Consider the following 26617-nt stretch of genomic DNA (forward strand, 5'->3'; position numbering starts at 1 on the left):
TATGCAGATTTATAAAGTCGGCGGTGCGGTACGCGATCGCCTGCTGGGCAAGCCTGTCACCGACATCGATTGGGTCGTGGTTGGCGCCACCACTGAAGAAATGCTCGCCAAGGGCTTTCGCCCGGTGGGTGCGGACTTCCCGGTTTTTCTTCACCCCAAAAGCGCTGAGGAATACGCCCTCGCCCGGACCGAACGCAAAAGCGGACGCGGCTACGGCGGCTTTACCTTTCACGCCAGCCCCGAAGTCACCCTTGAAGAAGACCTGATCCGTCGTGACCTGACAATCAATGCCATGGCAGAAGACGATCAGCAGAACCTGACCGATCCTTACCATGGCCAACGGGATCTCAAGGATCGCCTCCTGCGCCACGTTTCCCCCGCATTCGCCGAAGATCCTCTCAGAGTTCTGCGCGTTGCCCGCTTCGCCGCTCGTTATGCGGGGCTGGGTTTCACCGTCGCACCTGAGACACTGGAACTGATGCGTCAACTCAGCGAGTCAGGTGAACTGCAAGCCTTGACCGCGGAACGAAGCTGGAAAGAAATCTCTCGCGCCCTGATGGAAGACCAACCCCAGGTGTTCGTTGAGGTGCTTCGCGAGTGCGGTGCGCTCAAGGTGCTGATGCCGGAACTCGACGCGCTGTTCGGCGTACCGCAACCGGAAGTCCATCACCCGGAAATCGACACGGGCGTGCACACCCTGAGCGTGCTGGAGCAAGCGGCACTGCACAAACAACCACTCACTGTGCGCTGGGCCTGCCTGCTGCATGACCTGGGAAAGGGACTGACGCCCGAGGAGGAATGGCCCCGGCACATAGCCCACGAACACAAAGGCCTGAAGCTGATCAAGACAGTCAACGAACGCTTCAAGGCGCCGAGAGACTGTCAGGAGCTGGCTTTGCTGGTCGGCGAATATCACACCCACGGCCATCGCGCCTTGGAGCTGAAACCGTCGACCTTGCTGGAGTTGCTGCAACGTTTTGACGTTTACCGTCGACCGCAGCGGTTCGAGGATTTTATCGCGGCGTGCGAGATGGACGCGCGTGGACGCAAAGGGCTGGAACAGCGAAGTTATCCACAGGCGGATTATTTGCGCGGGGCGGCGAATGCCGCTCGGACCGTGGCGGTTCAGCCGTTGCTGGAGAAAGGATTCAAAGGGCCGGAGCTGGGTGAGGCGATCAAGCGTGAACGGCTCAAGGCGTTGAAGACTTACAAAGACGCGGCGTCCACCTGAGAAGCTTCGCGGGCAAGCCTCGCTCCTTGTCCGCATTGTTCTGTAGGAGCGAGCGGTGCGGCGATCCGACTTGCCCGCGAAGGCGTCAACAGGGTCACAGCAAATTCGAAGGGGTCAATTGCTCACCGCGCCACTCAAAAGCCACCGGCGCCAACACCTGATCAATTTGCGCCTCGCGCCACAACGTCGCGAAGCTCTTGCCTACCCCCGGATGCACGCGATCCGGTGCGATCAGCGACAACGGCCACAGCACGAAGGCATTTTTCAGAATTTCTGCCCGCGGCAAAATCAAGCCATCAAAGTTGCCCACCAGATCGCCGAACAGCAGCACGTCGATATCCAGCGGCAAACCCTTGCGGTCCGGTGCATAACGGCCGTTGTCCGCCTCGATGAATTTCAACCGGCGATCCAGTTCCATCAGCGGTAAATCGGTAAAAGCCGACACCACAAAATTGAAGAACGGCCCGCTCTTGATCCCCACTGGCTGGCTTTCGAACACCGCCGAGCAGCGTATATCCACCATGAAACCTGCCAAGGCTTCCAGGCCAGCCTGCAAATGGGATTCACGCTCGATATTGCTACCGAGCCCGAGATACACCTGAGTCAGCGGCATCCGCGCTCGATCTCCACGCCCACACCACCCGTGGCAGCCGGGATGGCACCTGGCTTGGTTAGCTTGAGGCGCATCCAGGTGATGTTGAATTCGCTCATCAGCACTTCAGCCAGACGCTCGGCGAAGGTCTCGACCAGCTGGAACTGCGCCTGCTCGGCAAAAGCCTGGATGCGCGACGAAACGCTCGCGTAATCGAGCGCCAGCGTCAGGTCATCACCGGCGGCGGCCGGGCGATTGTCCCAAGCGAAACTCAGATCAAGTCGCAAGCACTGTCGGATGCCTCGCTCCCAGTCATAGGCACCAATCACGGTGTCGACTTCCAGGCCCTCGATAAACACTCTGTCCAAGCACTTTTCTCCGCTGCACGACAAGGGCGCAATGCGCCGTTAGAATCAGGGCGTCCTTGCCCGGAATAGTTAGCATGTTTTGGTTATTGGCGACTCTCGCCTACCTGCTCGGCTCTCTGTCCTTCGCCATTTTGCTCAGCCGCCTGACCGGTAACCCCGATCCGCGAATGAGTGGCTCGGGCAATGCCGGCGCCACCAACATGTTGCGCTTGGCCGGCAAGAAACTCGCCGTCCTGACTTTGCTCGGCGACCTCTGCAAAGGCCTGCTGCCGGTGCTGATCGCAGGGCTTGCGGGCCTTTCGCTGCAAGAACAGGCCTGGATCGGCGTCAGCGCTGTCATCGGCCACCTGTTCCCGCTGTACTTTCGCTTTCGCGGTGGCAAGGGTGTCGCCACCGCTGCCGGAATGCTGCTGGGCCTCTACCCGCCTGCTGCACTGCTGGCGGTCTGCGCCTGGCTGCTGACGTTCTACCTGACTCGCACCAGCTCACTGGCCGCATTGATCGCCACGCCGCTGACCCTGCCGCTGCTTGCCTGGCAAGAACCGGCGGCACTGCTGCCCATGAGCGCACTCACGGGACTGATCGTCTGGCGCCATCGCGGCAATCTACGCGACCTGTTTGCCGGGCGCGAACGGCATTTTTAAATACCGGGCATGAGCGCCGCTCATCCCGCACGTCATCACAGCGCCGACAATTGCTCCATTGGCCAGCGCGCCTGCACGCTGATCGCCAGGCTTTCGTGCTGACCGGCCTGCAAGCGCTGGCAGCCGGCAAATGCGATCATCGCGCCGTTGTCGGTGCAGAACTCTGGACGGGCATAAAACACATCGCCCTTCATGTCGCCGAGCATTTTTTCCAGTGAAGTGCGCAGTGCCTTGTTGGCACTGACGCCGCCAGCGATCACCAGACGCGTCATGCCCGCCTGTTTCAGGGCGCGCTTGCACTTGATGGTCAAAGTCTCCACCACGGCCTGCTGGAACGCCAGCGAGATGTCGCAACGGGCTTGCTCGCTGTCGTCCCCGGCGCTGACGCTCTGCTGCCAAGTGTTCAGGGCGAAGGTTTTCAAGCCGCTGAAGCTGAAGGCCAGGCCTGGACGGTCGCACATCGGACGCGGAAAGGTGAAACGTCCTGCGACGCCTTGCTCTGCCAGTTTCGCGATTTCCGGGCCACCCGGATAATTGAGGCCCATCATCTTCGCGGTCTTGTCAAAAGCTTCACCGGCGGCATCGTCGAGGGTCTCGCCCAAGAGCGTGTATTGACCGATCCCGTCGACCTGAACCAGCTGCGTATGACCGCCTGACACCAACAAAGCGACGAACGGAAATTGCGGTGGTTGCGCCTCTAGCATGGGCGCCAGCAGATGACCTTCCATGTGGTGCACACCCAGCGCCGGAATGCCCCAGGCGAAGGCCAGCGCCTGAGCACAGGAGGCGCCCACCAGCAAGGCACCGACCAGGCCAGGACCCGCGGTATAGGCGATGGCGTCGATCTCGGTCGGCACACAGTCAGCTTCGGCCAACACCTGACGAATCAAGGGCAGCATGCGTTTGACGTGGTCACGCGAGGCCAGCTCCGGCACTACCCCACCATAGGCGCGGTGCAGGTCAATCTGGCTGAACAGCGCGTCGGCCAGCAGGCCGCGCTCACTGTCATATAATGCGACACCGGTTTCGTCGCAGGAGGTTTCTAATCCCAGTACTAGCATGGGTTTACGCCTTGTTTAGGCTGAATTCGAAGGCGCGCATAATAGTCGCCATGGGATGCCCCGACTAGCGGTTTTCGATCAGAGGCTTTGCATTCCGAGCGATGAGGGGTTAACATCCGCAACCCTTAAAAACCGACGTCTTCAAGTGCTCTTTTGCCACGAGGATGTTGACCCCGGTAATGAATGAAGGTAGCTCTGGATGCCAGCCGTCAAAGTAAAAGAGAACGAACCCTTCGACGTAGCTCTGCGTCGTTTCAAGCGCTCCTGCGAAAAAGCCGGTGTATTGGCTGAAGTTCGTAGCCGCGAATTCTACGAGAAGCCTACTTCTGAGCGTAAACGTAAAGCAGCAGCCGCTGTTAAGCGTCACGCCAAGAAAGTACAGCGCGAACAGCGCCGCGCCGTTCGTCTGTACTAATACACAGACGTTCGTAGCAAGCTTCTGCCAAGCCCGGCCCTCAGCCGGGCTAATGGCATTTGCGGACAACGCTTGATGCTTCACCGTCAAAGCCGCACACGCGACCGCGACACATCTGCTTCACAGCGTCAGACCTGGCTCTTTTGCCAGCGGTGCACGTCTTTTCTGACGAGCCTTCCAAGGCTACTGACGAGCACACCCACTGATTCCTCTCACGACGATCAGCCCAAGGCACCTTCTTGCGTGCCAGCTTATGAGCTATCCGAGGCCATTGACAGGCCGCAGCCGGATTCAGCGCAACACTTTCAAATAGCCGAATACTGATGGGTACTAACGTCAGTGGATTTTCGGCAGATACACTTCCCGACAGCGATTATGCAGACGACACCGGTCGAGCCGCACATTTTGCGCGCCTCAAACAACGACCCGCGTTCGGCCGCTCATTGTTTTGGGTCCATTTCAGCGCAGATGACGAGAACGCCATGGCCGGGCTAATTCCCCAGAGCTTCATTGACGACCTTCTGAACCGCACCGACATCGTCGATGTGGTCAGCTCGCGCCTGCAGATGAAAAAGGCTGGCAAGAATTACACCGCCTGCTGCCCGTTTCACAAAGAGAAAACCCCCTCCTTCAGCGTCAGTCCCGACAAGCAGTTCTATTATTGCTTTGGCTGCGGCGCTGGCGGCAATGCCCTCGGCTTCATGATGGACCACGACAACCTGGATTTCGTCCAGGCTGTCGAAGAACTGGCCAAAGCCGCCGGCATGGAAATCCCCCGCGAAGAAAGCGGACGGCCGCACAAACCGCGGCAGCCGACCGATTCGCCGCTCTACCCGCTGCTCACCGCCGCCGCCGACTTTTACCGCCAGGCCCTGAAAAGCCATCCGTCGCGAAAAGCGGCTGTGGACTATTTGAAAGGACGCGGGCTGACCGGTGAAATCGCTCGAGACTTCGGTCTCGGCTTTGCCCCGCCCGGCTGGGACAACCTGTTCAAGCACTTGAGCAGCGATACCCTGCAACAGAAAGCAATGATCGATGCCGGCCTGCTGATCGAGAACGCCGAAACCGGCAAACGCTATGATCGCTTCCGCGATCGCGTGATGTTCCCGATTCGCGACAGCCGCGGACGCATCATCGCTTTCGGCGGCCGGGTTTTGGGCGACGACAAGCCCAAATACCTGAACTCACCGGAAACCCCGGTATTCCATAAGGGCCAAGAACTCTACGGCCTTTATGAAGCACGCAAGAACAACCGCAACCTCGACGAAATCATCGTCGTTGAAGGCTACATGGATGTTATCGCCCTCGCACAGCAAGGCCTGCGCAATGCTGTCGCGACCTTGGGCACCGCCACCAGCGAAGAGCACTTGAAGCGGCTGTTTCGCGTCGTGCCCAACGTGCTGTTCTGCTTCGACGGAGATCAGGCAGGTCGAAATGCCGCTTGGCGGGCATTGGAAGCGGCGCTGCCGAGCCTGCAGGATGGGCGGCGCGCACGTTTTCTGTTTCTGCCCGAAGGCGAAGACCCGGACACGCTGGTCCGCTCCGAAGGCACTGACGCCTTCCGCGCACGGATCAACCAGCACGCCCAACCATTAGCGGATTATTTTTTTCAACAGCTGACCGAGGAATCGGACCCACGCTCGCTCGAAGGCAAGGCCCACATGGCCACCCTCGCCGCGCCGCTGATCGACAAAGTCCCGGGCGCAAACCTGCGGATTCTGATGCGTCAGCGACTGACCGAAATTACCGGCCTAAGCGGTGAAGCCGTGAGCCAGCTGGTGCACAGCGCGCCTCTGGAAGCACCACCGGCTTACGATCCGGGCATCGATTACGACGCCATGCCGGATTACAGCGACTACCATCAGCCGCAGGCACAAGAGATGTACGTGCCGCAGCAGGAATGGACGCCGAAGAAACCCGGTGCGGGCGGCAAGAAGTGGGACAAGAAACCGTGGGACAAGAACGGTAAACGCGGCGGTGATCGCGACCAACACAGCGCCCCACGCACACCGATTGCAGTCGAAGCTCCAACGCTGATAGCGCTGCGCACCCTCATTCATCATCCGGAGCTGGCGGGCAAGGTAGAAACCGCCGATCACTTCGCGAATGAGAGCAACACGTACGCGCAACTGCTGGTAGCCCTCATCGGGACCGTGCAGAAAAATCCTAAGCTAAACTCTATTCAGCTAATGGCGCGCTGGCATGGCACTGAACAGGGGCGCCTGCTTAAGGCTTTAGCGGAAAAGGAGTGGCTGATTGACGGCGACAACCTTGAACAACAGTTTTTAGACACCATTACTAGGTTATCGGCAAGTCAGCACACGGATAGCCTGGAAGTACTTATCAGAAAAGCAAGGCAGCCAGGATTGACCGCGGAGGAAGCAATTCAGATCGCAAATCAGATGCGCGACCTATTAAAACGCAATTTGGCTGTATCAGACCCGACCTCAACTGGCGCGTGAGGTCATAGCTCAGGTATAATCCTCGGCTTGTTTTTTGCCCGCCAAGACCTTCAGTGGATAGGGTGTTATGTCCGGAAAAGCGCAACAGCAGTCTCGTATCAAAGAGTTGATCACACTTGGTCGTGAGCAGGGCTACCTGACTTACGCGGAGGTCAACGACCACCTGCCGGAGGATATTTCAGATCCGGAACAGGTGGAAGACATCATCCGCATGATCAATGACATGGGGATCAACGTATTCGAGGTTGCGCCAGATAAGGATTCCCTTATGCTGGCCGACGCCGATACCGACGAAGCCGCGGCCGAAGAGGCAGCAGCAGCGTTGGCAGCGGTCGAGACCGACATTGGTCGCACCACCGACCCAGTGCGCATGTACATGCGTGAAATGGGTACGGTAGAGCTCCTCACACGTGAAGGCGAAATCGAAATCGCCAAACGTATTGAAGAGGGCATCCGTGAAGTGATGGGCGCAATCGCGCACTTCCCTGGCACGGTTGACCATATTCTCTCCGAGTACACTCGCGTCACCACCGAAGGTGGCCGCCTGTCCGACGTCCTGAGCGGTTATATCGACCCGGACGACGGTATTGCGCCGCCTGCAGCGGAAGTGCCACCGCCTGTCGATCCGAAAGCCGTGAAAGCGGACGACGACACCGAAGACGATGACGCCGAAGCGACGACTGATGACGAAGAAGAAACCGAAAGCGGTCCGGATCCGGTCATCGCTGCACAGCGTTTTGGTGCTGTCTCCGATCAGATGGAAGTCACCCGCAAGGCGCTGAAAAAGCACGGCCGTGGCAACAAGCTGGCAATTGCCGAGCTGGTGCTCCTGGCTGAGCTGTTCATGCCGATCAAACTGGTTCCGAAGCAATTCGAAGGCCTGGTCGAGCGTGTTCGCAGTGCCCTGGATCGTCTACGTCAGCAAGAGCGCGCGATAATGCAACTGTGCGTTCGTGATGCTCGTATGCCGCGTGCCGACTTCCTGCGCCAGTTCCCAGGCAATGAAGTCGACGAAAGCTGGACCGATGCACTGGCCAAAGGCAAAAGCAAATACGCTGAAGCCATTGGTCGCCTGCAACCGGACATCATTCGTTGCCAGCAGAAGCTGACCGCACTGCAAACCGAAACCGGTTTGACGATCGCCGAGATCAAGGACATCAACCGTCGCATGTCGATCGGTGAGGCCAAGGCCCGCCGCGCGAAGAAAGAGATGGTAGAAGCGAACTTGCGTCTGGTGATCTCCATCGCCAAGAAGTACACCAACCGTGGTCTGCAATTCCTCGATCTGATCCAGGAAGGCAACATCGGTTTGATGAAAGCGGTAGACAAGTTCGAATACCGCCGCGGCTACAAGTTCTCGACTTATGCCACCTGGTGGATCCGTCAGGCGATCACTCGCTCGATCGCCGACCAGGCCCGCACCATCCGTATTCCGGTGCACATGATCGAGACGATCAACAAGCTCAACCGCATTTCCCGCCAGATGTTGCAGGAAATGGGTCGCGAACCGACCCCGGAAGAACTGGGCGAACGCATGGAAATGCCTGAGGACAAAATCCGCAAGGTATTGAAGATCGCTAAAGAGCCGATCTCCATGGAAACCCCGATCGGTGATGACGAAGACTCCCACCTGGGTGACTTCATCGAAGACTCGACCATGCAGTCGCCAATCGATGTCGCTACCGTTGAGAGCCTTAAAGAAGCGACTCGCGAAGTTCTGTCCGGCCTCACTGCCCGTGAAGCCAAGGTTCTGCGCATGCGCTTCGGTATCGACATGAATACCGACCACACCCTCGAGGAGGTTGGTAAGCAGTTCGACGTGACCCGTGAACGGATTCGTCAGATCGAAGCCAAGGCACTGCGCAAGCTGCGCCACCCGACGAGAAGCGAGCATTTGCGCTCCTTCCTCGACGAGTAACAACTAAACCCCCGGCCCAGGCCGGGGGTTTTGCTTTATGCAGATAAAATCCCCCGCACTTCGCTCCCGCCGAATTGCCCGACTACACTCGAAACATTCCCCCGAGCCATAACGAGACCGTTATGCCCAGACTGCCGACCGTGCTTTTTTTGCTGTCGCTATTGACCTGGACCGCAACGGCTGGCGCGCTGACTCTTACCGACGAAGAACGTAGCTGGCTGGCGGCACACCCGGATTTACGCCTGGGTGTCGATGCGTCATGGCCTCCCTTCGAGTTTCGCGACGATCAGGGCCGCTATCAGGGCCTTGCGGCAGACTATATCGACCTGATTCGCCAACGCCTGGCGATCAAGCTGACGCCCATCGAGCCCGTTAGCTGGACAGTCGTCCTGGAACAGGCCAAAAAAGCCAAGCTGGACTTGTTGCCGGGCATTATGTCGACCCCGGAGCGCCAGACTTACCTGTCATTCACCCGCCCCTACCTGGACTTTCCGATTGTCATCCTTGCCCATGTCGGAGGCCCCCAACCACGCAAGCTCGAAGACCTGTATGGCCTGAAAGTCGCCGTGGTGGAAAACTACGCCCCCCACGAGCTGTTGCGCACCCACAATCCCGACCTGAATCTGGTGGCGATGCCCAATGTCAGCTCAGCGCTGCAAGCGCTGGCAACCGATGAAGTGGACGCTGTGGTAGGCGATCTCGCCTCCAGCGTCTGGAGCCTGCGTCAGCTCAAGCTCGACGGGCTCTACGTCAGCGGCGAAACCCCCTATCGCTATCAACTGGCTATGGGCGTGCCTCGGGACAACAAAATGCTGGTCGGCATTCTGGATAAAGTCCTGGCCGACATGACCCCGGACGAAATCAATGCCATTCAGGAGCATTGGGTCGGCAACGTTCTCGATCATCGAACCTTCTGGACCAATCTGCTGATTTACGGTCTACCGGGGTTGCTGATGCTGATCATCGTGCTGGCGGTGGTTATTCGGATCAACCGCCGACTGAGTTCAGAAATTGCCCGTCGGGTCGATCTGGAACAAGAACTGCGCAGCAGCGAATACCACTACCGCGGGCTGGTGGAGAGCCTTTCGGCCATCGCCTGGGAAGCGCGAATCAGCGATTTCACTTACAGCTATGTGTCGCCCCATGCCGAGGATCTACTCGGCTACCCCCTGTCTCATTGGCTGATTCCGGGCTTCTGGCGCAACATTATTCACCCGGCCGACCTGACCCGCGCCCAGACCTTCTGCGATCACGAAGTACTGGCAGGGCGCGATCACAGCCTCGATTACCGAGTGATCACCGCCGATGGCCGCTGCATTTGGGTACGCGATATCGTCAGCCTGATTGAGCATGGGAATGAACCAGTGATGCGCGGATTGATGATCGACATCAGCGAAGCCAAGCGCACTGAAGAGGCGTTGCGCCTGTCGGAGCAGAAGTTCGCCTCGGTGTTCCAGCAATGCCCGGACATTCTGGTCATCGCGCGGCTCTCCGACGGCTGCCTGCTGGAGGTCAACGAAGCGTTCGAAGAACAGATCGGCCTCATGGCCGAAGACGTCATCGGCCAGACCGCCACCGACCTGAACATCTGGGGCATACCCGGCGTCGGGCCGGGTTTGTTGCAGCGGTTGCAGGCCGGCAGCATCCGTAACCTGGAGATGCCCTTTCGCCGCAACAATGGCCAAGCGTTTACCGGCCTGATCTCCGCGGAACCGTTCGACCTCGATACAACCCCAGCGCTGGTGGTGGTGGTGCGGGACATCAGCCAGCTCAAGGAAACCCAGCAACAGCTGCAGACCTCCGAAGAGAAATTCGCCAAAGCCTTCCATGCTTCCCCCGACGGCTTGCTATTGTCCCGGCAGAGCGATGGTTTACTGCTTGAGGTCAACGAGGGTTTCAGTCGCATTACCGGTTTCAACAGCGCGATGTCCGTGGATCGCTCCGTCCTCGAGCTGGGGATCTGGGTCAATCTCAACGAACGCAAACAGATGCTCGACTTGCTTCACCGGGACGGTTTCGTCCGCGACTTCAGTTGCCATATACGCCGCAGCGACGGGCAGATCCGCCTCTGCGAGGTGTCCAGCCGTCCGCTGCCGATCGGCGATGAAGCCTGCATGCTGACCATCGCCCGGGACATCACCGAGCGGCATCTGATGCAGGAGAAACTGCAACAGGCCGCCACGGTATTCGAGAGCACCGCCGAGGGTGTATTGATCACCGACACTCAACAGCACATCAGCGCGGTCAATCGTGCGTTTACCGAAATCACCGGCTACAGCGAGAGCGAAGCATTGGGTCACACCCCTCGCCTGCTCGCCTCAGGCCTGCATGACAGCGCGTTCTATGCCGCCATGTGGCATCAACTGACCGCCGAAGGTCATTGGCAGGGCGAAATTTCGAACCGGCGCAAGAATGGCGAGCTCTACCCGAGCTGGCTGACCATCAGTGCGGTGCGCAACCGGGACAAATTCGTTACCCACTTTGTCGCGGTGTTCGCGGACATTTCCAGCCTCAAACACGCCCAGGCCAAACTCGATTATCAGGCACACCACGACCCGCTGACCGGCCTGCCAAATCGCACGCTGTTCGAGAGCCGATTGCTGACCGCGCTCAACAACCAGCAGGAAAATGGCGGCCAGGGCGCGGTGCTGTTCCTGGACCTGGACCGTTTCAAACACATCAACGACAGCTTGGGTCACCCGGTCGGCGACCTGCTGCTCAAGGGCATTGCCGTGCGCCTCAAGGAACAGTTGCGCGACATCGACACCGTAGCGCGCCTGGGCGGCGACGAATTCATCATCCTGCTGCCCGGTCTGCAGCAAGCCAGTGACGCCGACAACATCGCGACCAAGTTGCTCAATTGCTTCGGCGCACCGTTCCAGGCCGGCGAACATGAGTTTTTTATCAGCGCCAGTATCGGCACCAGCCTGTACCCCAAGGACGGCTGCGACGTCGCCACGCTGGTCAAGAACGCCGATGCGGCGATGTATCGCTCAAAGGCGAAGGGTCGCAACCGGGTCGAAAGCTACACCCGCGACCTCACCGCTCAAGCGAGCGAGCGAGTGGCACTGGAACATGAACTGCGACGCGCTATCGAGCGCAATGAACTGCACCTCCACTATCAACCGAAGATCAGCCTGATCGACCATCGCCTGGTCGGCGCAGAAGCACTCATTCGCTGGCGCCACCCGACCTTCGGTGATGTGCCACCGGAGCACTTCATTCCGCTGGCCGAAGAAAACGGCATGATCCTGCAAATCGGCGATTGGGTTCTCGAAACCGCCTGCCGGCAGATGTTCGAGTGGAATCAGGCTTACCAACCCGTCGGCCCGCTGTCGGTCAACCTCGCGGGGGCTCAGTTGCGTCAGCCGAATCTGCTCGGCCGAATCGAACAGTTACTCAAGGACAACCGCCTCAAGCCCGGTTTCCTGCAACTGGAAATTACCGAAAACTTCATCATGAGCCAGGCTGAAGAGGCGCTGGCAGTGCTGCACCAACTCAAACACCTGGGTGTGCAACTGGCGATCGACGACTTTGGCACCGGGTACTCGTCCTTGAGTTACCTCAAACGTCTGCCGTTGGACATTCTCAAGATCGACCAGTCTTTCGTCCGCGGCCTGCCGGATGATCCCCACGACGCAGCCATCGTTCGCGCCATCATCGCCCTGGGCCGCAGCATGCAATTCACCATCATTGCCGAGGGCGTCGAAACCCTCGCGCAGCAGCAATTTCTCGCTGCCGAAGGCTGTGAACAGATCCAGGGCTATATCGTCAGCCTGCCCTTGCCACCGGACGAATTTGCCGCGACGTTTCTTCGTATAGCCATTTCAGACTTTTCGGATAGCACAGCGGAGAAACCGTCGCTATAATCCGCGGCCTACTGAGGGCCTATAGCTCAGTTGGTTAGAGCAGGGGACTCATAATCCCTTGGTCGTAGGTTCGAGTCCTACTGGGCCCACCAAACAAGAAAGCCGCGCAATGCGCGGCTTTTTCGTACCTTATGTTTAATTTAGTTTGCTTCGCGTGTCGCTAAGTCGGATGCCGCCCGCAGCCTTGTAGGCAAACTCTGAAACTTACATTTGGCGCTTTGCTGCCATGTTGTGCTTTTCTTCGACGGGATACTCTCCGGACGTCGCTGACCATTCAGCGATCGGGCTTGGAAACCCGACGAACGAATCGCAACAACGCGCCCAACATGACCGCAGACGAAAAGGGACTTATCGTTCCCTTTTTGGGACCTATCGAGCCTGCCAGGCAACCGATGCACTACGCCCACTCTTGCAAATCGCTTTGCGAGCAAGTAATCGTTTGGCCCGTCGTTACTTTCTGCGCTGACCGGCATCACTGCCACAGTCAACCCGGACACTTAACGAAGGAATAGCCTGCACGGGCTGCATCCGTTCAAGCATTTCCCCCGTCAGAACGACCTCATACGTATCCGCCGCCCTACCCCATTGCTCCACGATGACCATGCCGTCTACCAGCGCTCCTGCCAATCCGGTAATCGTAACGGCCAATGCCTCTACGATCGCTTGAGTCCGGAGCCACACGCGATCAGTTATCTCTTTCAGCTCAGCCGTTATGCGGTCAGGCGACGCGGGATCCGTATTGGGGTAGGCGATATTGCGCAGCAAGTGCCGCAACTCCCTTATTTTCGCGTAGTCCTGTTCCGCCCCCTGCTCTCCTTTCAGGATGGCTGCCGTTTTCGACTTATCGACCAATTTCTTGGACGAATGTTGTGAAGGCAATGCCTGCCCCATAGCGCCAGCCAAGAGGACCATCATCCTGGCTTCCAAATGCTCCTTCATCGCATCTATCGACGAAATAGATCGCACCAAGGTGATGGAAGCGCCCCCTTGATGCCTTAAGTCCATGGTCACTGTCAGGGTCACGCCGCCCGTTGCAAACCCCAGGGCGCGGGCCATGACGTAGTGCCCCATTTCGTGATGTGCAATCTGCAATGCATGGTCCCGTACAGCGGAAGGCATCTTGTTCGTCATTTCCATCGCCTCGCGTCACAGCCCTCGATTGCGCATTCGACTACGAGTTAGTGTGGGTGTCCATCGGATGAAGTCGATTCAGCGCACGAGTTTGCAGGATAATTCCTAATTTAATGAGGCTCTATTCTGAGAGCCCTATTTACGCTACATAACGAGTAATACCCATGATAAACAGCTGAGACAGGCGGCCTCAGGGCATGAAAAGATAAGGTTCTCCAACACGAAAGCAATTCGAGAGACCTGATGCAAACCACGGTACATCCGCCTATCGACCTACTAGCAAAAAACTTGCAAAGCGTAGCGGTTCTACCTAGTCTTGCCCCCAATACACCCGCCATGCCTATGGTTGCGTCAGCAGCTAAGCACAAATTGCGCGGGTTTTTTTTGCCCGGCGTTTTTAGGGTATGAACTTCTTTCATAAACCAGTGCTCGATATCACTGCGCAGATCGAACTACTCAAGCAGCGCGGTCTGCATATACAGGATGAGACTCGCGCTCGATATTTCTTGCAGGCTGTCAGCTACTTTCGCCTCTCGCCCTATATGCGTACTTTTCAGCAAGCTGAGGATCAAGACCATCCTTTCCGAAAAGGTGCCGGATTCCGTGATCTGACGACTCTCTATGATTTCGACCGCAGGCTACGTTTACTTACCATGGACGCCATTGAGCGTGTCGAAGTCGCCATTCGCTCATTGATCAGCAACCACATGGGTCCAAATCATGGTGGCCATTGGTACATGGACGCTCGGTTGTTTCAGCACACCTACGACCATGCTCGATTACTGGAAACCATACGTACCAAACAAAACACTGCCAAACGCGACTACGAAAAAGAATGCCAACGGATAGATCGCCTGCAATCCGATACACCGCGAAAAGATCATCTCAAACGCCAACGGGCAAAAGAAAGCTACGCGCGGCACTACCCAGTAACGTACGACCAACCGTTACTTATGCCGGGATGGGCCATGCTGGAAGAGCTGACCTTCGGTGATCTGTCACACCTCTACAAAGGGCTCGCCCGAGACGCAGACAAGAAAGTTATCGCCAAATGCCTCGAACTGCCAGCTCCACTATTGCAGTCATGGCTGCATACCCTGACCACCATCCGTAATATTTGTGCTCACCACGCGCGGCTGTGGAATCGAGAGTTAGGAATCCGACCGGAACTGCCTAAGAAAACCAGCTTTCAATGGCCTCAGGCGTTGCTTCAGCAGGGACAACATCCAAGGATTTTTTCAGTTTTGTGCATCCTCAATCACCTGATGCACCAAGTGAGCCCGCACACCAGTTGGGATCGCCGTTTATTGGAACTGATGCGGGAGTTTCCCAATCTGGATCAGCGAGCCATGGGGTTTCCTCAGGATTGGCGCCAAGACCCTTTCTGGCAGATAACTGTGTAATTCCAACAACGAAAAAGCCGCGCAATTGCGCGGCTTTTTCGTACCTGCGCTTCAGCCTTTACTTCGGCAAGGCGTACGCAATCACGTAGTCCCCGCGATCCGTCGACTGACGCGCACCGCCAACGGTGAGCAGAATGTACTGCTTGCCGGTCTTGGGCGAAACGTAAGTCGTCGGACCGGACTGGCTGCCGACGGGCAAGCGGGTTTGTGGGTCTTGAGGTCGATGGCGGACATCGTACAGAACGGCGTCGCGCCCCACGTCGGACACGGTCAGTGTCTTATTACCGAGTGACGGCACGTTGCCCCGAGACACCGGGCGTTCTTCGACCCTACGAGCGCTGTGCGAGATGTGCCTGTAACATGCCAACCCATTGATCTGTACCGCTGGAGACAACCTTTGCCTGACACTCGCCCACCCGTTCTTGACGAAATCGACCGCCAGTTGATCGCAGCCCTGCAAATCAATGCCCGCGAGAGCGTGGCCATGCTCGCGCGACAATTGGGCATCGCTCGCACCACCGTCACTTCGCGATTGGCCCGGCTGGAAAAGGCCAAAGTAATCACCGGTTACGGCGTGCGTTTGGGTCAACGTGTCGTGGATGGCGGCTTGCAGGCGTACGTCGGGATCACGGTGCAACCGCGCTCGGGCAAGGAAGTGCTGCGACGTCTCAGTGCGATGGCTCAGGTGCAGCAGCTGTGTGCGGTGAGTGGCGAATTTGATTACGTGGCGTGGTTACGCACCGATTCACCTGAGCAACTGGATCAGTTGCTCGATCAAATTGGCAGCGTGGATGGCGTGGAGAAGACCACGACCTCAATCATTCTCAGCAGCAAGATTGATCGCGGCCAGCCGGTTTAATCCAATTTGCTCGTTGCGCTCGTCAAATTGCAGTGTTTATAACCAAAACGACGACACATTGCGTCTTATTAACGTGTTCTACGCTCTCTAGAATGGCTGCCATCTTTTCCTATACTCAGATGCGCATTCCGCATCGGGTCGCCAGCAAGGTCAGCCATGAACAAGAACAATCGCCATCCTGCAGACGGTAAAAAACCAGTCACCATTTTCGGCCCGGACTTTCCTTTCGCCTTCGACGACTGGATCGAACACCCGGCCGGCCTGGGCAGCATCCCTGCGCACAACCATGGAGCCGAGGTAGCGATCGTCGGCGCCGGTATCGCCGGTCTGGTGGCAGCGTACGAATTGATGAAACTGGGCCTCAAACCCGTCGTCTACGAAGCCTCGAAAATGGGCGGCCGTCTGCGCTCCCAGGCATTCAACGGTGCTGAAGGCATCGTCGCCGAACTCGGCGGCATGCGCTTCCCGGTGTCGTCCACCGCGTTTTATCACTACGTCGACAAGCTGGGCCTGCAAACCAAACCTTTCCCGAACCCGCTGACACCTGCCTCGGGCAGCACGGTGATCGACCTCGAAGGCCAGACCCATTACGCACAGAAACTGGCGGATCTTCCTGCACTGTTCCAGGAAGTCGCCGATGCCTGGGCCGATGCACTGGAAGCCGGTTCGCAGTTCGCTGACATCCAGCAAGCAATCCGCGACCGCGATGTACCGCGCCTCAAAGACCTGTGGAACACCCTCGTTCCGCTGTGGGACGACCGCACCTTCTACGACTTCGTTGCCACTTCCAAAGCCTTCGCCAAGCTCTCTTTCCATCATCGCGAAGTGTTCGGCCAGGTCGGTTTCGGTACCGGCGGCTGGGACTCGGACTTCCCGAACTCGATGCTGGAAATCTTCCGTGTGGTCATGACCAACTGCGACGATCACCAGCACTTGGTGGTCGGTGGCGTGGAACAAGTGCCGCTGGGCATCTGGCGTCATGTGCCGGAGCGTTGCGTGCATTGGCCTGAAGGCACCAGTCTCAGCTCGTTGCACAGCGGTGCACCGCGTTCCGGTGTGAAAAAAATCGCCCACGCACCGAACGGCCGTTTTACGGTCACTGACAACTACGGTGACACACGCGAATATGCGGCGGTACTGACCACCTGCCAGAGTTGGCTGCTGACCACCCAGATCGAATGCGATGAAACCCTGTTCTCGCAAAAGATGTGGATGGCCCTCGACCGCACGCGCTACATGCAATCGTCGAAAACCTTCGTGATGGTCGACCGGCCGTTCTGGAAGGACAAGGATCCGGAAACCGGCCGCGACCTGATGAGCATGACCCTCACCGATCGCCTGACCCGCGGCACTTACCTCTTCGACAACGGCGACGACAAGCCCGGCGTGATTTGCCTGTCGTACTCGTGGATGAGCGACGCGCTGAAAATGCTCCCGCACCCGGTGGAAAAGCGCGTGAAGCTGGCACTGGATGCGTTGAAAAAGATCTACCCGAAAGTCGACATCGCCGCGCGGATCATCGGCGACCCGATCACTGTGTCCTGGGAGGCCGACCCGCATTTCCTCGGTGCTTTCAAAGGCGCCCTGCCCGGCCACTACCGCTACAACCAGCGCATGTACGCACACTTCATGCAGGCCGACATGCCGGCCGAGCAGCGCGGGATTTTCATCGCCGGCGACGACGTTTCGTGGACACCGGCCTGGGTCGAAGGCGCGGTGCAAACCTCGCTTAACGCGGTGTGGGGCATCATGAAACACTTCGGCGGTGAAACTCACGCCGAGAATCCGGGTCCAGGAGATGTGTTCAACGAAATCGGTCCGATCGCCTTGCCCGAGTAAGAGGAATCCGAAATGCGCGTAGCCCTTTACCAATGTCCACCGCTGCCCCTGGATGTCGCAGGCAACCTGCAACGTCTGCATCAACTGGCGCTGGAGGCCAAAGGCGCCGATTTGCTGGTGCTGCCGGAGATGTTCCTGACTGGCTACAACATCGGCGTCGATGCGGTCAGCGTCCTCGCGGAGGTGCATAACGGTGAATCGGCGCAGCAGATTGCGCGCATTGCCAAGACGGCCGGGATTGCCATTCTTTATGGCTACCCCGAGCGTGCGGAGGACGGCCAGATCTACAACGCCGTACAGTTGATCGACGCTCATGGCGAGCGGTTGTGCAACTACCGCAAGACTCACCTGTTCGGCGACCTCGATCACTCTATGTTCAGCGCCGGAGGGGATGATTTCCCGCTGGTCGAGCTCAATGGCTGGAAGCTCGGTTTCCTGATCTGTTACGACATGGAGTTCCCGGAAAACGCCCGGCGCCTGGCCCTGGCCGGTGCCGAGCTGATTCTGGTGCCGACGGCGAACATGATTCCCTTCGATTTTGTTGCCGATGTCACCGTCCGTGCCCGGGCCTTCGAAAACCAATGTTATGTGGCTTACGCCAACTACTGCGGCCACGAAGGCGACATCCATTACTGCGGCCAAAGCAGCATCGCCGCGCCGGATGGCAGCCGTATCGCCCAGGCCGGGCTGGATGAAGCGTTGATTGTGGGCGCGCTGGATCGGCAGTTGATGGTCAATTCCCGCGCTGCCAATCGCTATCTGCTTGATCGTCGTCCCGAGCTTTACAGCAAGCTGAACAAGCGCTGAGTTATCCGCTAGCATTAGCACTTCTCTGCTCTGGAAGTGCTCATGCCTGCGCTGAATCACCCCCACCTTCACACTGAAACCCTGGCCAACGGTCTGCGGGTGACGCTGCGTCATGTGCCCGATTTGAAGCGCAGTGCTGCTGCGTTACGAGTCGCTGCTGGCAGCCATGACGTGCCGCTGGCATGGCCCGGGCTGGCGCACTTTCTCGAACACCTGCTGTTTCTCGGTACAGAGCGCTTTCCCGCTGGCCTTGGGCTGATGGCCTACGTCCAGGGTCATGGCGGTCAGGTGAATGCCAAAACCAGCGAACGCACCACGGACTACTTTTTCGAATTACCGCCTCAGGCGTTTTCCGGGGGACTGGAGCGCCTGTCGGACATGCTCGCTCATCCGCGCATGACTGCGGACGATCAGCGGCGGGAACGGGAAGTGCTGCACGCAGAATTTGTCGCATGGGCTCGGGATACGGCCGCTCAGCAGCAATTCGCGCTGTTCGACGGTCTTTCAGCGGCACATCCACTGCGGGCGTTTCATGCCGGCAACCGCTACAGCCTGCCGGTCCCGCAACCTGAGTTCCAGCAAGCCTTGCAGGATTTCTATCAGCGGTTTTATCAGACCGGGCAGATGACCTTGAGCCTGGCCGGGCCGCAGAGTTTCGATGAGTTGAGGACGATGGCTGAGCGCTTTAGCGCTGCTATTCCCATAGGGGAAAAGGTCCCGCAACAAGCGCCTACATCGCTGATGGATTCTTCTGACAAAAGTTATCACCAAGCTGGAGCGCGCCGACTGGATCAGCTGTTTGCCTTCGAAGCGTTGCCGGGTTCATCGCCCGAAGCGTTGGCGTTCCTGTGTCATTGGTTGAACGCCGCGAAACCCGGTGGCCTGCTGGCGCAATTGCGTGAGCGCGGGCTGGCTGACAGCCTGAAAGCTGCGCCGCTGTATCAATTCGCCGGTCAGGCCTTGTTGCACATCGAATTCACGGTGCCTGCCAAAGCGACGCCCACCGGAATCCGCGAGCAGCTACTGGATTGGCTTGGATTCTTTGCCTCGCAGCAACCCTGGACCGGGTTGCGTGAAGAATACGCCGCCGTGCTGCAACGCCAGCAGCACGTCAGCGGCGCCCTGCAACAGGCCGGGCTGGACAGCGAACAGCGCGAAAGCGGGTTATCCGAATCGGGCGTTATAGCCCTCAAGGAAATACTGAAACAAATCGGCGCTGTGGATAACTTCACCGGCCAATGGCAACTGCCAACACTCAATCCGTTTTTGCGCGCCGAGGCGCCGGCCCCGAGTGCCGGACTGATCCGCGGCCAGACCAGCAAACACCGAGGCCTGCGGACCTTTGCCCAGGATCGTTCGCGAGGCCGTCGCGAACGTTCGCCCATGCAGTTCAGTCAGGCGTTGCCGGATAACACTGCCGAAGGTGCCGTTTATCTGCGCTGGCGTCTGGACTCGGCACCTCGTAACAACCTTCAGGCGAGCCTGGAAAACCGTCTGCAGCCATTGCATGAAGACGCTCGTCAGGCAGGTGTCGATTTTTCCTTCAGCGCATCAGGCAATGAATGGCTGCTGAAAATGACCGGGCTACAGGAGCCGATGCCGACCGTCCTCGAACATGCGCTGAAAGAACTGACAAAACCTGATGACGATTTCTCGCAAGAAGAGCCGACGAGCGTTGCGCTGATGCCGATTCGACAGCTGCTTAAAGCGCTGCCCGATCATTGCCTTGTGCGCACTGCCGACTCGGACGATTTGATGCAACTTTGGTCAAGCGCACGCTGGGATGGTCTGGCGACCGGCCTGTCCGCCCAGACACAAGCGGCGATGGGCCTTGCCTTGAGTCGTGTACCCGGCACTGCGGACAATCAACTGACGCCACCCTCCCCGATCAGCACGCAGCGTCTCTGGAGCGCTGTCGATACCGGGTCCAGCGAACACGCGCTGTTGCTCTTCTGTCCGACCGCAACCCGGGACATCGCTGACGAAGCCGCCTGGCGCTTGCTGGCTCACCTCTGCCAGACGCCGTTTTACCAACGCCTGCGGGTGGAGCTGCAACTCGGTTATGCGGTGTTCAGCGCCCTGCGGCAGATCCATGGACAGACCGGGCTACTGTTCGGCGTGCAATCGCCCAGCGTCCCCCCTCGGGATCTGTTGAAACACATTGAACATTTCATGAGCGATTTGGCCGGGATGATCGGCGACATCGATGTCGTGACCTTCATCAGCCAGCGCCAGGCACTGGCCAATCAATTCGATAGTGCGGCACTAACTGATGCCCAGGCTGCCGAACTGCTCTGGCAAAGCAAACTGGCTGACCGCTCGTCGGATTATCTGGAGCTTCTGCCTCAGACGATTCTGATGATCGACCGTGAAATGTTACTGGCCGCAGCACATCGACTGAATCAGACAGAAGGTGGTTGGCGCTGTCTAGCCAGCGGACCGTGCCCGAGCTCGCCTTGGCAAGCGGCAAAATGATCATTACCGGTGCTGCAATTAGCTTTCTCAAAGATTCACGGCCAATCGCCCTGTAATTTTGAGTAACATAGCCACCTAACTATCTGAACATCTCCGGCTGGAGGTGGACTATATGTATAGATCTCAACTGTCCCATCACCTGAAGGAGCGCTCCTATGTCTTGGTCCAAACCTGCTTACACCGACCTGCGTATCGGCTTTGAAGTCACCATGTACTTCGCAAGCCGCTAAGTTCTGCCGTTTAGGTAGAGAGCTTGGTTCAGCGCCTCGGTTTGCCGAGGCGTTTTTATTTTCAGCTTTCAAAATGATGGAGCGGCCATGTTTGTTCAGATTCTAGGTTCCGCCGCCGGCGGTGGTTTCCCGCAGTGGAATTGCAATTGCGTGAACTGCGCAGGCTTTCGCGACGGCAGCCTGAACGCCAAGGCGCGGACCCAGTCGTCCATTGCGATTTCCGATAACGGCGCGAACTGGGTGCTGTGCAACGCATCGCCGGACATCCGCGCCCAGCTCCAGAGCTACGCCCCGATGCAACCGGGCCGCGCCCTGCGCGATACCGGTATCGACGCGATCATCCTGATGGACAGCCAGATCGACCACACCACCGGCCTGCTCAGCCTGCGCGAAGGTTGCCCGCACCAGGTCTGGTGCACTGACATGGTCCACGAAGACCTGAGCACCGGTTTCCCCCTGTTTACCATGCTGACCCACTGGAACGGCGGGCTGACCTGGAACCGCATCGAACTTGACCAAAGCTTCACCATCCCGGCCTGCCCGAGCCTGCGCTTCACCCCCTTGCCGCTACGCAGCGCCGCGCCGCCGTACTCGCCGCACCGCTTCGACCCACACCCGGGCGATAACATCGGCCTGATCGTCGAAGACCTCAACACCGGTGGCAAACTGTTCTACGCACCGGGCCTGGGCAAGGTCGACGCACCGCTGCTGGAGATCATGGCCGGCAGCGATTGCCTGCTGGTGGACGGCACGATGTGGGACGACGACGAAATGCAGCGCCGTGGCGTCGGCACTCGTACCGGTCGGGAAATGGGCCACCTGGCGCAGAACGGCCCCGGCGGCATGCTGGAAGTGCTGGAACAACTGCCCAAGCAGCGCAAAGTACTTATCCACATCAACAATACCAACCCGATTCTTGATGAGGATTCGCCTGAGCGTGCAGAACTGACTCGGCGCAATGTTGAAGTGGCCTACGACGGCATGAGTATTGTGCTGTAGGGATTTGTTCCCACAGTTCCAGGAGACCGATATGACTGACACAGCAATGTCCCCCGACGAATTCGAAGCCGCCCTGCGCGCCAAGGGCGCCTACTACCATATCCATCACCCGTATCACGTGGCGATGTATGAAGGCCGGGCGACGCGCGAACAGATCCAGGGCTGGGTCGCCAACCGTTTCTATTATCAGGTGAACATTCCCCTGAAAGACGCAGCGATCCTCGCCAACTGCCCGGACCGCGAGATTCGTCGTGAGTGGATTCAGCGCTTGCTCGACCATGACGGAGCGCCTGGCGAAGACGGCGGCATCGAAGCCTGGCTGCGTCTGGGTCAGGCCGTCGGCCTCGACCCGGATCAGCTGCGCTCTCAGGAATTGGTACTGCCCGGCGTGCGTTTTGCCGTCGACGCCTACGTCAACTTCGCCCGCCGGGCCAGTTGGCAGGAAGCCGCCAGCAGCTCGCTGACCGAACTGTTCGCGCCGCAGATCCACCAGTCGCGCCTGGACAGCTGGCCGCAGCATTACCCGTGGATCGATCCGGCCGGTTACGAGTATTTCCGCACCCGCCTGGGTCAGGCGCGCCGCGACGTGGAACACGGTTTGGCGATCACTTTGCAGCACTACACGACGCGGGTCGGCCAAGAGCGCATGCTGGAAATTCTCCAGTTCAAACTGGACATTCTTTGGAGCATGCTCGATGCCATGAGCATGGCCTACGAATTGAATCGCCCGCCGTACCACAGCGTGACCGAGCAACGGGTTTGGCACAAAGGAATCACCTGATGAGTTTCGATCGCAGCAAGACCCCAACCTGGCGTCAGGGCTACCGCTTCCAGTACGAACCGGCGCAGAAAGGCCATGTGCTGCTCTACCCGGAAGGCATGATCAAACTCAACGAAAGCGCCGCAATGATCAGCGGCTTGATCGACGGCCAGCGTGATGTTGCGGCGATCGTCGCCGAACTGGAGGCGAAATTCCCCGGCGTACCGGAGCTCTGTGATGACATCGAGCAATTCATGGAGGTCGCCCGTGCTCAGCACTGGATCGAACTTGCCTGATTCCGCGTCAGACAAGTTACCGCCCAAGCCCGAAATCGGTCTGCCCTTGTGGCTGCTCGCCGAGCTGACGTATCGCTGCCCGTTGCAATGCCCGTACTGTTCCAATCCGCTGGACTTCGCCGAGCAAGGTAAAGAACTGAGCACCGAACAGTGGATCAAGGTGTTCCGCGAAGCACGGGAGATGGGCGCAGCCCAGTTGGGCTTTTCCGGTGGTGAACCGCTGGTGCGCCAGGACCTCGCCGAGCTGATTGCCGAGGCGCGCAAGCTGGGCTTCTACACCAACCTGATCACCTCGGGCATCGGCCTGACCGAGCAGAAAATCAGCGACTTCAAGAAGGCCGGCCTGGACCACATTCAGATCAGCTTTCAGGCCAGCGACGAGCAAGTGAACAACTTGCTGGCCGGCTCGAAAAAGGCCTTCGCCCAGAAGCTGGAAATGGCTCGCGCAGTGAAAGCCCACGGCTATCCAATGGTGCTGAACTTCGTGACCCATCGGCACAACATCGACAAGATCGACCGGATCATCGAGCTTTGCATTGAGCTTGAGGCGGACTTTGTGGAACTCGCCACTTGCCAGTTTTACGGTTGGGCGCAGCTCAATCGGGTCGGTCTGTTGCCGACCAAGGAACAACTGGTCCGCGCCGAACGCATCACCAACGAATACCGCGCCAAACTCGAAGCCGAAGGGCATCCGTGCAAGCTGATTTTCGTCACCCCGGACTATTACGAAGAGCGCCCGAAAGCCTGTATGAACGGCTGGGGCAGTATCTTTCTGACGGTCACGCCGGACGGAACTGCCCTACCTTGTCACGGCGCCCGACAGATGCCGGTGCAGTTTCCCAACGTGCGCGACCACAGCATGCAGCACATCTGGTACGACTCGTTCGGCTTCAACCGCTTCCGCGGTTACGACTGGATGCCCGAGCCGTGCCGTTCCTGCGACGAGAAAGAAAAAGACTTCGGCGGCTGTCGCTGCCAGGCATTCATGCTCACAGGGGACGCAAGCAATGCCGACCCGGTGTGCAGCAAGTCGGAACATCACGGCGTGATCCTCAAGGCCCGCGAAGAAGCCGAGCACGCGACCCAGACCATCGAACAACTGGCGTTTCGCAATGAACGAAATTCACGACTCATCGCTAAAAGCTGAACCCTTCAGCGCTGCCAAGGCTGTTGCGGCCGGCATCGACTTCGCCGAATTGCAGGTCGGCCCACATGGCTTGTTCTGGAACGAGTACCGCCCCGAGGACGCCGCCTGCCGGATCTGGCATTGGCGTGACGGCCAGGCGCATTGCCTGACGCCTGCGGGCTTCAGTGTGCGCAGTCGGGTGTACGAATATGGCGGCGGCGCGTTCTGTCTGACCGATGACGGGATAGTGTTCGTCAACGAGGCCGACCAACAGCTGTATCGGCAGTCGCTGGCAGGCGAAACACCTGAGTTGCTGAGCTTAAGCGAATGTCGATACGGCGATCTGCAGTTCGCCAATGGGCAGGTATTGGCGGTTGAAGAAAACCGCGATCGGCATCGTCTGGTGGCTATTGATGTGGCTGACGGTGTACGTCATCTGCTGGCCGAAGGCGCCGACTTCTATGCCGCGCCGACATTGAGTCCCGACGCGCTACGACTGGCGTGGATCGAGTGGAGTCGTCCGGATCAACCATGGACCGCGACTCGCCTGATGGTTGCCGAACGCCAGAACGATGGCAGCTTTGCTCCGCCGCGTTGCGTGGCTGGCGAAGACGCTGAGGAATCGCTGCAACAACCGAGGTTCGATGCAAGTAGCCGCCTGTTTTGCCTGACTGATCGCGGCGGTTACTGGCAGCCCTGGGTGGAATCGGCAGATGGCCTTCGCCCGCTGCCGAGTGCCGCTGCCGATCATGGGCCAGCGCCATGGCAGCTGGGTGGCAGCACCTGGTTGCCGCTGAGCGAAGGCAGCTATCTGGCAACCTGGACCGAAGAAGGGTTTGGCAGACTGGGTCTTTGTGGTAACTGCCGTGAAGACTTCACTGGCGATTACAGCCGGTTCCGCCATCTCGCGCTGGATGAGCGGTTCATTTACTGCATCGCCGCCTCGCCAGTCAATTCGTCGGCAGTCATTGCCTTCGACCGCCAAACCCGGCAGGTCAAAACATTGGCTGGCGGTATTGCACCGTTGCCCGCTGAACAGATCAGCGTCCCGCAAACCCTGCGCTACCCGAGCGGTTCGGGCGAGGCACACGGTTTTTTCTATCCAGCGATGACCCGTGAGGAAAAACCGCCTCTGGTGGTGTTTATCCACGGTGGCCCAACTTCGGCCTGCTACCCCATGCTCGATCCGCGCATCCAGTATTGGGCGCAACGCGGCTTCGCTGTGGCCGACCTCAACTACCGCGGCAGCAGTGGCTATGGCCGGGCTTATCGACAAGCGCTGCACTTGAGCTGGGGCGAAGTGGATGTGGAGGATGCCTGCGCAGTCGTTGCTCATCTTGCCGAACGCGGACTGATCGACGGCAACAAGGCGTTTATTCGCGGTGGCAGTGCCGGCGGCTACACCACACTGTGCGCGCTGGCCTTTCACACAGTCTTCCGCGCCGGCGCCAGCCTGTATGGCGTTAGTGATCCGGTGGCACTGGGCCGGACGACCCACAAGTTCGAAGGCGATTATCTGGATTGGCTGATCGGCGACCCGGTGCAGGATGCCGAACGCTACGCTGCACGAACACCGCTATTGCATGCGGACAATATCAGTGTGCCGGTGATTTTCTTTCAGGGTGAGCTGGACGCCGTGGTGGTTCCTCAACAGACCCGCAACATGGTCACGGCGTTGCAGGACAACGGCATTCTGGTTGAAGCGCATTATTACGCTGACGAACGCCATGGCTTTCGCAAGGCCGGCAATCAGGCCCATGCGCTGGAGCAGGAGTGGTTGTTTTATCGAAGGGTGATGGCGCTGGTGGACTGAGATCGCAGCGTTCCATTCGAGGGCAAGCCTTGCCCGCGAATGGAATTTAACTGACGCTGCGAAACTCAGCGCTTGGCGATGATGTACACCGCATGCACGATCCCAGGGATGTAACCGCACAACGTCAGCAGAATATTCAGCCAGAACGCGCCGGCGAAACCGACCTGCAGAAACACACCCAGTGGCGGCAATAGAATGGCGATGATGATGCGAATAATGTCCATGGGTAGCTCCTGATTTAAAGTTGGCTCATGTGAGCCTACAGCTAATCGACCTGTACCGTTCGTCAGGGTTCAGTGCGATGCTTCAGGCCAGTATC

Annotated in this window: 23 protein-coding genes and 1 tRNA gene; 18 read left to right on the plus strand and 6 right to left on the minus strand. The window is 58.6% G+C overall.

Going from position 1 to position 26617, the window contains the following annotated elements:
- Position 1 precedes the first annotated feature (1 nt).
- A complete protein-coding gene (locus tag ACYZTR_RS25770; protein WP_461974875.1) occupies positions 2-1231 on the plus strand; it encodes a multifunctional CCA addition/repair protein in 1230 nt (409 codons plus the stop codon).
- Positions 1232-1325: 94 nt separating this feature from the next.
- Here the strand turns inward: ACYZTR_RS25770 and folK are convergent, their stop codons facing one another.
- Together folK and folB are read right to left on the minus strand one after the other, a co-directional pair.
- Positions 1326-1844, minus strand: coding sequence for a 2-amino-4-hydroxy-6-hydroxymethyldihydropteridine diphosphokinase (gene folK / locus ACYZTR_RS25775; RefSeq protein WP_461974877.1), 519 nt, complete (start codon positions 1842-1844; stop codon positions 1326-1328).
- Entirely contained in the window at positions 1835-2191 is a 357-nt protein-coding gene (gene folB, locus ACYZTR_RS25780; RefSeq protein WP_008008297.1) for a dihydroneopterin aldolase, read from the minus strand. The genes folK and folB overlap by 10 nt, the downstream gene beginning before the upstream one ends.
- 74 nt (positions 2192-2265) lie before the next feature.
- Here folB and plsY point away from each other — a divergent pair, with 74 nt between their 5' ends.
- Positions 2266-2835 carry a glycerol-3-phosphate 1-O-acyltransferase PlsY gene (gene plsY / locus ACYZTR_RS25785; protein WP_461974879.1) on the plus strand — a complete coding sequence of 190 codons (570 nt, stop codon included), beginning with the start codon at positions 2266-2268 and terminating at the stop codon, positions 2833-2835.
- 35 nt (positions 2836-2870) lie between these two features.
- Here plsY and tsaD read toward each other — a convergent pair whose 3' ends face one another.
- The gene (gene tsaD / locus ACYZTR_RS25790) at positions 2871-3896 is read right to left on the minus strand and encodes a tRNA (adenosine(37)-N6)-threonylcarbamoyltransferase complex transferase subunit TsaD (protein WP_461974881.1); all 1026 of its coding nucleotides are present in this window, start codon (positions 3894-3896) and stop codon (positions 2871-2873) included.
- Between the two features lie 199 nt (positions 3897-4095).
- Between tsaD and rpsU the strand changes: the two genes are divergently transcribed.
- The 5 genes from rpsU (at position 4096) to ACYZTR_RS25815 (ending at position 12652) form a co-directional block, all read left to right on the plus strand.
- Positions 4096-4311, plus strand: coding sequence for a 30S ribosomal protein S21 (gene rpsU / locus ACYZTR_RS25795; protein ID WP_002551877.1), 216 nt, complete (start codon positions 4096-4098; stop codon positions 4309-4311).
- A gap of 482 nt (positions 4312-4793) precedes the next feature.
- A complete protein-coding gene (dnaG, locus tag ACYZTR_RS25800) occupies positions 4794-6773 on the plus strand; it encodes a DNA primase (RefSeq protein ID WP_461979892.1) in 1980 nt (659 codons plus the stop codon).
- Positions 6774-6840: 67 nt separating this feature from the next.
- Complete coding sequence (gene rpoD / locus ACYZTR_RS25805) at positions 6841-8691, plus strand: RNA polymerase sigma factor RpoD (RefSeq protein WP_461974883.1); 1851 nt, start codon at positions 6841-6843, stop codon at positions 8689-8691.
- 122 nt (positions 8692-8813) lie between these two features.
- Positions 8814-12560, plus strand: a complete 3747-nt coding sequence (locus ACYZTR_RS25810; protein ID WP_461974885.1) for an EAL domain-containing protein — start codon at positions 8814-8816, stop codon at positions 12558-12560.
- 15 nt (positions 12561-12575) lie between these two features.
- Positions 12576-12652, plus strand: a tRNA-Ile gene (locus ACYZTR_RS25815).
- 358 nt (positions 12653-13010) lie between these two features.
- Here the strand turns inward: ACYZTR_RS25815 and ACYZTR_RS25820 are convergent.
- The gene (locus ACYZTR_RS25820) at positions 13011-13691 is read right to left on the minus strand and encodes a peptidase M41 (protein ID WP_461974887.1); all 681 of its coding nucleotides are present in this window, start codon (positions 13689-13691) and stop codon (positions 13011-13013) included.
- 404 nt (positions 13692-14095) lie between these two features.
- Here ACYZTR_RS25820 and ACYZTR_RS25825 point away from each other — a divergent pair, with 404 nt between their 5' ends.
- Complete coding sequence (locus ACYZTR_RS25825) at positions 14096-15094, plus strand: Abi family protein (RefSeq protein ID WP_461974889.1); 999 nt, start codon at positions 14096-14098, stop codon at positions 15092-15094.
- 58 nt (positions 15095-15152) lie between these two features.
- Here ACYZTR_RS25825 and ACYZTR_RS25830 read toward each other — a convergent pair whose 3' ends face one another.
- Positions 15153-15407, minus strand: coding sequence for a hypothetical protein (locus ACYZTR_RS25830; RefSeq protein ID WP_461979925.1), 255 nt, complete (start codon positions 15405-15407; stop codon positions 15153-15155).
- Positions 15408-15491: 84 nt separating this feature from the next.
- On the opposite strand from ACYZTR_RS25830, the gene ACYZTR_RS25835 reads away from it, so the two are divergent.
- The 10 genes from ACYZTR_RS25835 (at position 15492) to ACYZTR_RS25880 (ending at position 26298) form a co-directional block, all read left to right on the plus strand.
- Positions 15492-15953 (plus strand): Lrp/AsnC family transcriptional regulator, encoded by a 462-nt coding sequence (locus ACYZTR_RS25835; protein ID WP_007980298.1) that lies wholly within the window; start codon positions 15492-15494, stop codon positions 15951-15953.
- Between the two features lie 156 nt (positions 15954-16109).
- On the plus strand, positions 16110-17792 hold the full coding sequence (locus ACYZTR_RS25840; protein ID WP_461974891.1) for a flavin monoamine oxidase family protein: 1683 nt from the start codon (positions 16110-16112) through the stop codon (positions 17790-17792).
- 12 nt (positions 17793-17804) lie between these two features.
- Positions 17805-18599: a carbon-nitrogen hydrolase family protein gene (locus ACYZTR_RS25845; RefSeq protein WP_461974893.1), complete on the plus strand. Its 795-nt coding sequence runs from the start codon at positions 17805-17807 to the stop codon at positions 18597-18599.
- 42 nt (positions 18600-18641) lie between these two features.
- Positions 18642-21074: a pyrroloquinoline quinone biosynthesis protein PqqF gene (pqqF, locus tag ACYZTR_RS25850; RefSeq protein WP_461974894.1), complete on the plus strand. Its 2433-nt coding sequence runs from the start codon at positions 18642-18644 to the stop codon at positions 21072-21074.
- A gap of 155 nt (positions 21075-21229) precedes the next feature.
- The gene (gene pqqA, locus ACYZTR_RS25855; RefSeq protein ID WP_009045898.1) at positions 21230-21304 is read left to right on the plus strand and encodes a pyrroloquinoline quinone precursor peptide PqqA; all 75 of its coding nucleotides are present in this window, start codon (positions 21230-21232) and stop codon (positions 21302-21304) included.
- 87 nt (positions 21305-21391) lie between these two features.
- Positions 21392-22303: a pyrroloquinoline quinone biosynthesis protein PqqB gene (gene pqqB / locus ACYZTR_RS25860; RefSeq protein ID WP_461974896.1), complete on the plus strand. Its 912-nt coding sequence runs from the start codon at positions 21392-21394 to the stop codon at positions 22301-22303.
- 31 nt (positions 22304-22334) lie between these two features.
- Entirely contained in the window at positions 22335-23084 is a 750-nt protein-coding gene (pqqC, locus tag ACYZTR_RS25865; protein ID WP_461974898.1) for a pyrroloquinoline-quinone synthase PqqC, read from the plus strand.
- Positions 23084-23359, plus strand: coding sequence for a pyrroloquinoline quinone biosynthesis peptide chaperone PqqD (pqqD, locus tag ACYZTR_RS25870; protein ID WP_461974900.1), 276 nt, complete (start codon positions 23084-23086; stop codon positions 23357-23359). Before pqqC ends, pqqD begins: the two co-directional genes overlap by 1 nt.
- Positions 23331-24506 (plus strand): pyrroloquinoline quinone biosynthesis protein PqqE, encoded by a 1176-nt coding sequence (pqqE, locus tag ACYZTR_RS25875; RefSeq protein ID WP_461974901.1) that lies wholly within the window; start codon positions 23331-23333, stop codon positions 24504-24506. The genes pqqD and pqqE overlap by 29 nt, the downstream gene beginning before the upstream one ends.
- Positions 24472-26298, plus strand: a complete 1827-nt coding sequence (locus tag ACYZTR_RS25880; protein WP_461974903.1) for a S9 family peptidase — start codon at positions 24472-24474, stop codon at positions 26296-26298. Before pqqE ends, ACYZTR_RS25880 begins: the two co-directional genes overlap by 35 nt.
- Before the next feature lie 65 nt (positions 26299-26363).
- Here ACYZTR_RS25880 and ACYZTR_RS25885 read toward each other — a convergent pair whose 3' ends face one another.
- Positions 26364-26522: a YqaE/Pmp3 family membrane protein gene (locus ACYZTR_RS25885; RefSeq protein WP_003211049.1), complete on the minus strand. Its 159-nt coding sequence runs from the start codon at positions 26520-26522 to the stop codon at positions 26364-26366.
- Positions 26523-26617: the final 95 nt, after the last annotated feature.

Source organism: Pseudomonas sp. Hz4, from assembly GCF_054898165.1.

Bases quoted from the DNA above. Each gene is read 5' to 3' on its own strand.
- pqqB (WP_461974896.1), top strand. From the start codon at position 21,392: ATGTTTGTTCAGATTCTAGGTTCCGCCGCCGGCGGTGGTTTCCCGCAG.
- plsY (WP_461974879.1), top strand. From the start codon at position 2,266: ATGTTTTGGTTATTGGCGACTCTCGCCTACCTGCTCGGCTCTCTGTCC.
- ACYZTR_RS25810 (WP_461974885.1), top strand. From the start codon at position 8,814: ATGCCCAGACTGCCGACCGTGCTTTTTTTGCTGTCGCTATTGACCTGG.
- ACYZTR_RS25885 (WP_003211049.1), bottom strand. From the start codon at position 26,522: ATGGACATTATTCGCATCATCATCGCCATTCTATTGCCGCCACTGGGT.
- rpoD (WP_461974883.1), top strand. From the start codon at position 6,841: ATGTCCGGAAAAGCGCAACAGCAGTCTCGTATCAAAGAGTTGATCACA.
- pqqF (WP_461974894.1), top strand. From the start codon at position 18,642: ATGCCTGCGCTGAATCACCCCCACCTTCACACTGAAACCCTGGCCAAC.
- ACYZTR_RS25825 (WP_461974889.1), top strand. From the start codon at position 14,096: ATGAACTTCTTTCATAAACCAGTGCTCGATATCACTGCGCAGATCGAA.
- dnaG (WP_461979892.1), top strand. From the start codon at position 4,794: ATGGCCGGGCTAATTCCCCAGAGCTTCATTGACGACCTTCTGAACCGC.
- pqqD (WP_461974900.1), top strand. From the start codon at position 23,084: ATGAGTTTCGATCGCAGCAAGACCCCAACCTGGCGTCAGGGCTACCGC.
- rpsU (WP_002551877.1), top strand. From the start codon at position 4,096: ATGCCAGCCGTCAAAGTAAAAGAGAACGAACCCTTCGACGTAGCTCTG.
- ACYZTR_RS25820 (WP_461974887.1), bottom strand. From the start codon at position 13,691: ATGACGAACAAGATGCCTTCCGCTGTACGGGACCATGCATTGCAGATT.
- ACYZTR_RS25770 (WP_461974875.1), top strand. From the start codon at position 2: ATGCAGATTTATAAAGTCGGCGGTGCGGTACGCGATCGCCTGCTGGGC.
- ACYZTR_RS25880 (WP_461974903.1), top strand. From the start codon at position 24,472: ATGAACGAAATTCACGACTCATCGCTAAAAGCTGAACCCTTCAGCGCT.
- pqqC (WP_461974898.1), top strand. From the start codon at position 22,335: ATGACTGACACAGCAATGTCCCCCGACGAATTCGAAGCCGCCCTGCGC.
- ACYZTR_RS25845 (WP_461974893.1), top strand. From the start codon at position 17,805: ATGCGCGTAGCCCTTTACCAATGTCCACCGCTGCCCCTGGATGTCGCA.
- folK (WP_461974877.1), bottom strand. From the start codon at position 1,844: ATGCCGCTGACTCAGGTGTATCTCGGGCTCGGTAGCAATATCGAGCGT.
- ACYZTR_RS25840 (WP_461974891.1), top strand. From the start codon at position 16,110: ATGAACAAGAACAATCGCCATCCTGCAGACGGTAAAAAACCAGTCACC.
- tsaD (WP_461974881.1), bottom strand. From the start codon at position 3,896: ATGCTAGTACTGGGATTAGAAACCTCCTGCGACGAAACCGGTGTCGCA.